The 8,668-nt window shown below is 65.9% G+C and carries 7 protein-coding genes and 2 pseudogenes; 1 reads left to right on the forward strand and 8 read right to left on the reverse strand.

The window, feature by feature from the left end:
- Positions 1 to 161 precede the first annotated feature (161 nt).
- The 6 genes from OP79_RS47635 to OP79_RS47660 form a co-directional block, all read right to left on the reverse strand.
- Positions 162 to 995: an AfsR/SARP family transcriptional regulator gene (locus OP79_RS47635; protein ID WP_033329482.1), complete on the reverse strand. Its 834-nt coding sequence runs from the start codon at positions 993 to 995 to the stop codon at positions 162 to 164.
- A gap of 261 nt (positions 996 to 1,256) precedes the next feature.
- On the reverse strand, positions 1,257 to 1,847 hold the full coding sequence (locus OP79_RS47640) for a ScbR family autoregulator-binding transcription factor (protein WP_033329478.1): 591 nt from the start codon (positions 1,845 to 1,847) through the stop codon (positions 1,257 to 1,259).
- Positions 1,848 to 2,095: 248 nt separating this feature from the next.
- On the reverse strand, positions 2,096 to 2,761 hold the full coding sequence (locus OP79_RS47645) for a ScbR family autoregulator-binding transcription factor (RefSeq protein ID WP_033329479.1): 666 nt from the start codon (positions 2,759 to 2,761) through the stop codon (positions 2,096 to 2,098).
- Positions 2,762 to 2,899: 138 nt separating this feature from the next.
- Complete coding sequence (locus OP79_RS47650; RefSeq protein ID WP_033329480.1) at positions 2,900 to 3,670, reverse strand: SDR family NAD(P)-dependent oxidoreductase; 771 nt, start codon at positions 3,668 to 3,670, stop codon at positions 2,900 to 2,902.
- A gap of 3 nt (positions 3,671 to 3,673) precedes the next feature.
- On the reverse strand, positions 3,674 to 4,414 hold the full coding sequence (locus tag OP79_RS47655; protein WP_051745837.1) for a haloacid dehalogenase-like hydrolase: 741 nt from the start codon (positions 4,412 to 4,414) through the stop codon (positions 3,674 to 3,676).
- 28 nt (positions 4,415 to 4,442) lie between these two features.
- On the reverse strand, positions 4,443 to 5,684 hold the full coding sequence (locus tag OP79_RS47660; RefSeq protein WP_033329481.1) for a cytochrome P450 family protein: 1,242 nt from the start codon (positions 5,682 to 5,684) through the stop codon (positions 4,443 to 4,445).
- Positions 5,685 to 5,799: 115 nt separating this feature from the next.
- Here OP79_RS47660 and OP79_RS47665 point away from each other — a divergent pair, with 115 nt between their 5' ends.
- Positions 5,800 to 6,972: a ScbA/BarX family gamma-butyrolactone biosynthesis protein gene (locus OP79_RS47665; RefSeq protein WP_245685735.1), complete on the forward strand. Its 1,173-nt coding sequence runs from the start codon at positions 5,800 to 5,802 to the stop codon at positions 6,970 to 6,972.
- 167 nt (positions 6,973 to 7,139) lie between these two features.
- Here OP79_RS47665 and aroB read toward each other — a convergent pair.
- Positions 7,140 to 8,227: pseudogene (gene aroB, locus OP79_RS50175) on the reverse strand (3-dehydroquinate synthase).
- A pseudogene (locus tag OP79_RS50180) lies at positions 8,224 to 8,418 on the reverse strand (shikimate kinase); the annotation flags it as partial. The pseudogenes OP79_RS50180 and aroB, both read right to left, overlap by 4 nt.
- Positions 8,419 to 8,668: the final 250 nt, after the last annotated feature.

Genomic DNA, 8,668 nt, shown 5'->3' on the forward strand with positions numbered 1-8,668 from the left:
CCCGTCAAGGAGCGCCCGCCGCGGAGCGGCTGTGTCACCGCGGTGCGTGCTCTCGGCGTGCCGGGTGCAAGCCCTCGTACTGGACGTACTTGGGCTTGTACCCGGTGCGGCGAGAGTGCGTGCCGGGCGTCGCGACGGGGCGAACGTTGCCTGTCGGGGCACTAGCAGGCCGTGCTGAGCCGGACGCCCTTGCGCTCCTCAGCAGGCATCGCATGGTTGTTGTCCTCGCCGGCCAACAGGATGGAGCGCTGCAGTTTCCGCAGCCAGGCGGAAGGCTCCAGCCCCTTGCTCCGCACCAGGGTGTTGCGCAACCGCTGATAGGCGTCGAGAGCCTCGCCCCGGCGGCCGGATCGATGCAGGGCCAGCATGTACTGGCCACAGAGCGTCTCGTGGGTGGGATAGCGCTTGATCAACACGGTCATTTCGGCGAGCAGGGACCGGTGCTGCCCCAGTCGCAGTTCGGCCTCGATGCACTGGTCCAGCGCGCACAACCGCGTCTCTTCCAGCCGCTTGATCTCCGTCTCCAGCTGTTTGCCCGCCTGTACGTCGACAAGTGCGGGACCACTCCACAGAGCGAGCGCTTCACGCAGGCACCGTGCCGCCTCCGTGAAGTCACCGGCGTCCATGGCCCTGTACCCCACCTCGGACAGTCGCTCGAACTCACGGATGTCGCTGGTGCCGTCGCCGCGGTGAAGAAGGTAGCCGCCCGGAAGAGTCATCAGGACGTCCTTGGCGGTAAGCCCCTCGCCCCCCACCGAGTTCTCCAGCGCTGTCGTGATCAGCTCACGGAGTTGAAGGACGTATGTCTGAACGGTGGTACGGGCGCTTCGCGGGGGGCCTGCGTCCCACAGCTCTTCGATCAACGCGTCCACGGGAACCACTTGGTCCGCACGCACGGCCAGGAGAGCGAGAACCTGCCGTGTCTTGGGTGCGGTTGGCGTGATCGAGACCCCGTTCACCGATACCGCCAATGTCCCCAGTATTCCGATGTGCACCGCCATGTCCCCCTGTCGCTGCCGGCTGTGCGGTCACCCGTTGAACAACGGGTCCCCAGTGACCAGCTCATCGAAAAACATTCCAAACGGTTTGTCAACGGAAGATCACAGGGCTCACCTTCTCGAGAGGGAACCAGGAAGATCGCGCCTTTTGCCTACCCAAATACGGACAAACTCACCGCGAATGAGGGCGAGGGCTCGCGGCAATGACATGGTAAAGATTTGTTTGCCGCACCATTAAAAAACCAAACGGATGGGTTCTTATGAACATGGACATGCTTCAAGCTGAGGCAGCAACAACTCCCAGAGCAGATTCAGATGTTCCGGAGCGATCCACTCCGTATTCTTCGACGCCAGTGCTTCGATTCCGGCCACCGCAATCACGATGACCGCGCCGGCCGCGCTCCGCGAGACTCCGGGCGCGAGCTCGGCCGACTTCTCAGCCCGCAACAACATGGCGTACACCCACGCCTGCCAGCGCCCCCACAGATCGACACTGCTCTCTCGGGCGACCTCCGCGCCCAGCCGGAAACCCGCTCGCACGACCGCGTCGGTCGCGACACTCTTCATGAGGGCGTGGGTGGCATCGATGACGGTTTGCAGCGACGTCACCCCTTCCCGCTCCTGAAGGCGCTGCAGGATGAGCTCCACCCGCGCGTCGGCCTCTTCCTCGATCGCCCTGGCCAGGTCGTCCTTGCTGTGGAAGTGAAAGTAGAGGGCCCCCTTGCTCACCCCAGCCACATGACTGATCAAGGGAAGCGAGGCACGCGGAAAGCCCTCCTGCGTGAAGATCTCCGCTGCGGCCTGCCGCAACGCTTCGCGGGTCCGGATCGCACGCTCCTGCTTGGTCATCCACGCCTCCCCTGACATCGGACGACGACGGCTGGCGCGACCGCCTCGTCCACCCCTCAGCTCACCTGCTGCTCGCGGCCAAGTTAGCAAACCGCTTAGACGGTTTTTAACCTGCTTCAGTCAAACTGGACGTGGGATTGACCAGGGATGGAGGTGATGCAGACATGCCCGCGGCGCACTTCGGCTCATCCAGCCCGCGGGAAAAACAAACCGGCAGCCGCGCGTCGCACTCCCGCCCGGGGGAGACGTCAGACGTCGGCTCCGGTTCCAGCCGTCATCGACATAGCCTTGGCTTCTGCCATGACACGGGCTCCCCGATCAGGGGCGGTGTCGAGCTGCACCAGCACCGCAGGGGCGGCAATGGCCGGAAGGATGTGGTCGAAGAGCTCGGACATGCGTAGGCTCAGATCGGACCAGTTGGATACGGCCTGCGAGACGAACTGGACACCGATCCAGGCACCGAGGAAGACCGTGGCCGTCCTTGCCGGCACGACGTGAGGGAAGACCTCTCCCCGCGTCTTGGCTTCGGAGAGGACATTCGCCGTGAGGTCCGTCCAGGCCGGCCAGGCACTGCCGAAGAGATCACGGCCCTGGAGATCCGCGGAGAGCCGAACGCCGGCAAGGAGCAGAGGTTCCTGCGGCAGCCGCGCGGCGAGCGTCATGCCCGCATCCACCCACTCCTGCAGCTTGAGTTCGCGGGGCAGGTGGTACTCACTGCTGATCTGCGCCTCGAGCACACCTTGAGCAAGGGCCGCCTTGGAATCAAAGTGGAAGTACAGGGCGCCCTTGGTCACGTTGGCGCGGCTGTGGATCTCATTGATCGTGGCTGCCGCATAACCGCGCTCGGCAAAGACCGCTGCGGCTGCCTCGAGAACGGCACGGCGGGTCCGTAGACCGCGCTCCTGCTGAGCCACGGCACCCTCCAGAGACAGAAACAAAACCGAATGGGACGTACTTTAGCGCACGACGACTTTCTCCGAGGAGGATCATTCACCGAGCAACGTGGCTGTTCCTGTAGATTCGTCGGCCTGCCCTGCAGGAGCACGGAGCTTCTACCAAGCGGTTCGCCCGCCGTCCACAGCAAGGCAGGACCCGGTGACGAACGAGGCTCGGTCGCTGCACAGCCACGCCGCTGCTTCAGCCACCTCCTCGGGTTCTGCGGCGCGTTGCTGCGGAGCGGAGCGGAAGGCTCTCTGCTCGGCCTCGGGGTGCAGCGTGAACCATTGGTCCACCAACTCGGAGCGTGTCAGGCCCGGAGCTATCGCGTTGACCCGAATCCCGTGCTCCGCGTACTCGACAGCGGCGGCTTTGGTCAGCCCGATGACGGCGTGCTTCGAGGCGATGTACGGGGCCGCGACCGACGTGGCGACGAGTCCCCCGACACTGCTGGTATTGACTATGGAACCGCCCCCGGTCGACAGCATGGCCGCGATCTCGTGTCGTAGACAGTGCCAGACACCGGTCACGTTGACGTCCATGACCCGTCTGTAGGCCTCGTCGTCAGTGAGGTGCAGCGGGGTCTTCTCGACACCTGTGCCCGCGTTGTTGAAGGCGGCGTCCAGTCTGCCGTGCTGGGAGACCGTGAATTCGACCATCGCCTGGACATCGGCCGGGTCCGAGACGTCGGCGGTGAAGCAGCTTGCCGTAGCCCCCTTGTCCCGCAGTTCGTCCACAAGGCCGCGCAGGCGGGCTTCGCGGCGTGCCGCGAGGACCACGGTGGCTCCCTGCTGAGTGAAGACGCGGGCCGCTGCGGCACCGATGCCGCTGCTGGCTCCCGTGATGAGGATGGTCTTCCCGGCCAACGGCGCCCTGTCATCGCTCATGGCTCACTCCTTCCGGTCGCGTCCGGCGTGTGCGGGGGACTCGGTGGTGTCCCACACGACGCCGGTCGATGCCTCGTGGTCGAGGGTTCGCAGGAGGCCCTCGTCGATGTCACTCAGTGCGCGGACCATGTGCCGTACGCCTGCCCGTGCCATCAGGCTCTGCTGGTACTCGGCCTCGGCGTTGGGATGCCCGATGAACGGCACTCCCAGCGACCGAGCGACCTCAGCCACTCTCGCCACGTCGTCGATGAAGACCGCTCTGTCGTACTCGAGTCCGAAGACGTCGCGGGTGATTTCGTGGATGCCCGGGCGGAAGCCGTCCGTACATACGTAGCCGGGGTGATCGAAGAGATCGGTGAACTCGTCGAGGTGGCGATCGAAGTGGGATCTGTCCAGTCCGCCGTAACACACGACCTGGAGGCCCAGACCGCGCAGGAGCCGCAGCAGGCTGCCGGCGCCGTCGAGCACACGCACCGGATGTCGGGCCACGTACTCTTCCCGCCGCGCGAGGTAGTCGGCCACCAGCTCACGGGGAGTCACTTTCGTCTTCGTCGCCTCGGCGAACACTGCGGCGGCGGCGAGTTGTGGCTGGGAAAAGAGTGCGTACTCGACCTCAGAGGTGTAGTCGCCGCCGTGGTCGATCACCATCTCGCGGATCACCGGGCTGAAGGTGTCGTTGAGCAGGACGCCGTCGATGTTGACGGCTGCGAGACGCAGGTGCTTCAAGGCGGTGGACACATCCATCCCCCCTCTTTCGTTCTGCTCGGCGGACTCAGGGAGTGGTGGCGGGCTCGAGAACCACCGGGAGTTCGCGGTGGCCGGTGCTGATGAACGACTCGAGCGGACGCAGGCGCTCCCGTGGAACTGCCAGAGCAATCCTGGGAAAGCGCTCGAAGAGTGCGGGAAGTGCCGTGAGGGCCTCCGCCATCGCAAGGGGACGCCCGAGACAGTGATGAACGCCATGACCGAATGCCAGGTGGTCGCGGCTGGTTGCCCGAGCGGCGTCGAAACGGTCGGCGTCCGTCCCGTGCTGGTCGGGGTCGCGGCCCGCCGCTGCCACCGAGAGCAAGATCGGGGCCCCTTTGGCGATCCGTACGCCATCAATGTCGATGTCCTCGACGGCGAAGCGCAGGGGGACGTTGGCCACCGGGCCCTGGGAGCGCAGCGTCTCGTTGACGACCGCCTCCCACGTGACCATGCCGTCGCGAACCAGCCGCAGCTGTTCGGGTTCGGCCAGCAGAATGTCGATCGCGTGGTCCAGCAGATTGACGGTGGTCTCATGGCCGGCACCGATGATGAGCAGCAGGGTGTCGACGAGTTCCTTCTCCGTGAGTCCTGCTCCTGCCTCGTCGCGCACGGCGATGAGATCGCTCGTCATGTCGGAGGCGGGTGAGGCACGTTTCCGCGCCACGAGATCACTCAGCAGCGCATACAGCTCAGCCTGATTCGCCTGGGCCTGGGCCGAGGTGGTCGTCGTGGTGAACAGGACGTCCACTGCACGATGCAGGTTCTCCCGGTCGGGTTCGGCGAGGCCGATCAGCTCGGAGATCACCCGGATGGGCAGCGGGTAGGCGAACTCGCGGCGCAGATCGACCGGCCGGCCGGGAGGCGTGCGCGCCAGCCGGTCGAGCAGGTCCTGGGTGATCTCGACGATCCGGGGCATGAGTTGGGCGGTGCGCCGCGCTGTGAAAGCCGGGGCGACCAGTTTGCGCAGCCGTGCGTGCTCGTGGCCGTAGGCCGTGAGCATGTTGCGCACCGAGACCCACATGGCCATGGGCCAGGTGTCGTCCACTTCACCCGCGATCCAGGCAGGCCAGTGCTGGTATGCGTCCTTCGAGACCCGAGGATCGACCATCAGCTTCTTGATGGTGGCGTGTCGAGTGACGGCCCACGCCATCACCCCGCCGGGTAGAAGCACTTGGGTGGCCGCGCCGCGTGCGCGCAGCCGCGCCGCTTCCCCATGCACGTCCCTGCCTGACGGATCCAGCACCGTCAGGTCGGTTCTTTTCTCCATTGAGCAGCTCCGCGAGGCAATGTCCGTTCGAGGGCACGAAAATGAGCAGCCGGGCTGCCCGGAAGAAGTCGACGAACGAACACTTCAGGAGCAACTTCGCTGCTGCGATGGCTACTTGGCCAAGCCTTCGGGGATCACGCGAGCAACCGCAAGACGCATTACCATTCCCCCATATCCGGAATTCCGGACTCCGTACGCTTTGACGTACTTTTACCGATCTTTGATTGAGAAGAAAACCGGTAGGTCCGTATCTTACCTTACCGTGCCTCCACGATCCCTTCACTCAACAGTGGAGATCCCGATGACTTCGGTCCCACCCCTCACCGAAACGCCCGCGGCGCCGCTGCCCCGGCTGACCACGACCGTTCCGAAGGAGTACGTTCACAGAGCGAGTCTGGCCGAGGTCTTTCTCACCGGCTGCACGAAGCAGAGCGAGACCCACTTCGAGCTCACCGGCCAATGGCCGCGCGCGCACACCTTCTTCCATGACGTCAACGGCAAGGACCACGACCCCCTGCTGGTTGCCGAAACCTTCCGGCAGACCGGTCTCTTCCTCGCACACGCCGAACTGGGAGTACCGCTCGGCCACCACTTCGTCATGTGGGACCTGACGTTCACCACGCAGCTTCCCCACCTGCGCATCGGTTCGGCGCCCACGGACATAGGCCTGACCGCGATATGCACCGATGTCAGCCGCCGAGGGCGCACGACCAGCGGGTTTCGCATGGAGCTGGCCTTGAGGCGCAGCAGCCAGGTCATTGCCACCGGCGGGGGGCGATTCACCTGCATCGCTCCGGCCGTCTACCGCAGACTGCGCGGTTCGCGACTGGGCAGCACCGGCACCGTGCCGCCCCAGCCGGCGGGCGATGTCCTGCCACCATCGGCAGTGGGACGCCTCAGGCCGAGCGACGTGGTCCTCTCCGCCACCCATCTGCCGAACAGATGGCTGCTCCTTCCCGATCCAAACCATCCGGTATTGTTCGACCACGCCGGGGATCACCTGCCTGGCATGGTGTTGCTGGAAGCAGCCCGCCAGGCCGCCGGCCAGTGTGTCGCTCCTGGCACGATGCTGCCGTCGGCCATGTCCACCGTGTTCCACCGCTATGCGGAACTCGACGAGCCGTGCTGGATCGAAGCCGCGCTCGCACCTTCCCAGGAAGGCGGTGGCATCACAGTCGAAGTGACGGGCCGTCAGGGAGGGCACCAGGTCTTCTCCTCCACTGTCACCGGTCCACGGCCGTTGGCACTGACAACTCGGCGGATCCGGGTCGCTGACGCAGAGACATGACACCTCATGGCTTCGGACGACAGACTGGCCGCGGCCCAGTGCGAATCGCGTGACAGGAGCACAGTGGCGCAGCGAGATGCGCAGAATGCACAGGTCAGCGCTGCGGCAGGCCCACCGTGTGCGTCGCTCCTGCCGGGGCGCCCACTCCCCGCCCTCCGTGGCAGGGCTCACCGGCCGACTTCGCCGTACGCGGCGAGGAGGACGGCCGGGTCCGGTCCCTCCTGGACGGGCCGGCTTGGCCGGCCCGTCCAGGACGATGAACCGGAGCAGATCACCCCGGGACTTCTTGTCGAGCTTCATCGTCTGCAGCAGCTTGGGCCACTGGGCATAGCGGTAGTGCAACGGCAGCCCGACCGACTCCAGGATCGTGCGGTGACGGTCGGCCGTCGCATCGTCCAACCGCCCGGCGAGACACCCCAGTTCGGCAGCGAAGTGCATACCGACGGAGACCGCCGCACCGTGCGTGCCGCCACTTGTAGCGCTCGTTCTTCTCGATCGCGTGGCCCGGCGTGTGGCCGTAGTTCAGGATCTCCCGCAGACCCGACTCCTGCAGATCCGAGGACACCACCTCCGCCTTCACCCAGATCGACCGCTCGATCAACCCGGCCGTGTACGGCCCCGCCAGCGTGCGGGCCGCCTGCGGATCCGCCTCGATCAGCTCCAGGATCCGCGGATCCGCGATGAACCCCGCCTTGATGATCTCCGCCAGCCCGGACACGTAGTCGTTGACCGGCAATGACTCCAGCGCCGCCAGATCACACAGCACACCCGCCGGCGGATGAAAGGCCCCCACCAGGTTCTTGCCCTCGGCGGTGTTGATGCCGGTCTTGCCGCCGACGGCCGCGTCCACCATGGCCGACACCGTGGTCGGGATGGCGATCCAACGCACGCCGCGCAGCCAGGTCGCGGCCACGAACCCGGCGGGGTCGGTGGTCGCGCCGCCGCCCACGCCGACGATGACGTCGGATCGGGTGAACCCAGACTGACCCAGCGCCTTCCAGCAGTAGGCGGCCACTTCCGCGGTCTTGGCCTCCTCCGCGTTGGGCACCTGGATGGCGACCGCCTCGTACTCCTGCCCGGCCAGGTCCGCGCGCAGCACCTCACCGGTCTCGGCCAGCGCCTCGGGGTGGATGACGGCGATCCGCCTGGCCTTGCCGCCGATCAGCCCGCCCAGGAGCTGACGGCCCACCAAGACCTCGTACGGCTCCGACCCCGCCGTGCCGCCGACCTGGATCCGGGTGACTTCCTCGCTCATGCTTCCTTCAACTCCAGGGCGTTCAGGGCGATTTCGGTGACCTCTTCGGGCGTACGGCCATCAGTGGCCACCACGGCGGTGGCGACCTCCTCGTACAGGTGGCGCCTTGCCTCCATCAGTTCCCGCTACTGCTTGCGCGGGTTCACGGCGAGGAGGGGGCGGGCGGCGTTCAGGCCGGTCCGCCTAGTAGCGCTTCGTTACCTTGGGTGATCTCGCCTGGTGATGGGCATAGTCGAGGCATGAAGCTGGGGGAGCTGGAACGGCTCCGGGGTGAGTTGTCGGAGTTTGTTGCCGATGTGTTCGCTTTGGTGTCGCGGCGGGATCAGCGGCGGTGGGGCGAGTGCTATCGGGATCGTCGGCAGTACTCCGGGCTTCAGCCCGGAGGTGTAGCCGACTTTCCCGCGTAGCGGGGCAAGGAAAGGCGAATCGCCGTCAGGGCGA

It is taken from the genome of Streptomyces yerevanensis, assembly GCF_000716805.1.
GTDB classification, from domain to species: domain Bacteria; phylum Actinomycetota; class Actinomycetes; order Streptomycetales; family Streptomycetaceae; genus Streptomyces; species Streptomyces flaveus.

Bases quoted from the DNA above. Each gene is read 5' to 3' on its own strand.
- OP79_RS47640 (WP_033329478.1), bottom strand. From the start codon at position 1,847: ATGACCAAGCAGGAGCGTGCGATCCGGACCCGCGAAGCGTTGCGGCAG.
- OP79_RS47650 (WP_033329480.1), bottom strand. From the start codon at position 3,670: ATGAGCGATGACAGGGCGCCGTTGGCCGGGAAGACCATCCTCATCACG.
- OP79_RS47655 (WP_051745837.1), bottom strand. From the start codon at position 4,414: ATGGATGTGTCCACCGCCTTGAAGCACCTGCGTCTCGCAGCCGTCAAC.
- OP79_RS47660 (WP_033329481.1), bottom strand. From the start codon at position 5,684: ATGGAGAAAAGAACCGACCTGACGGTGCTGGATCCGTCAGGCAGGGAC.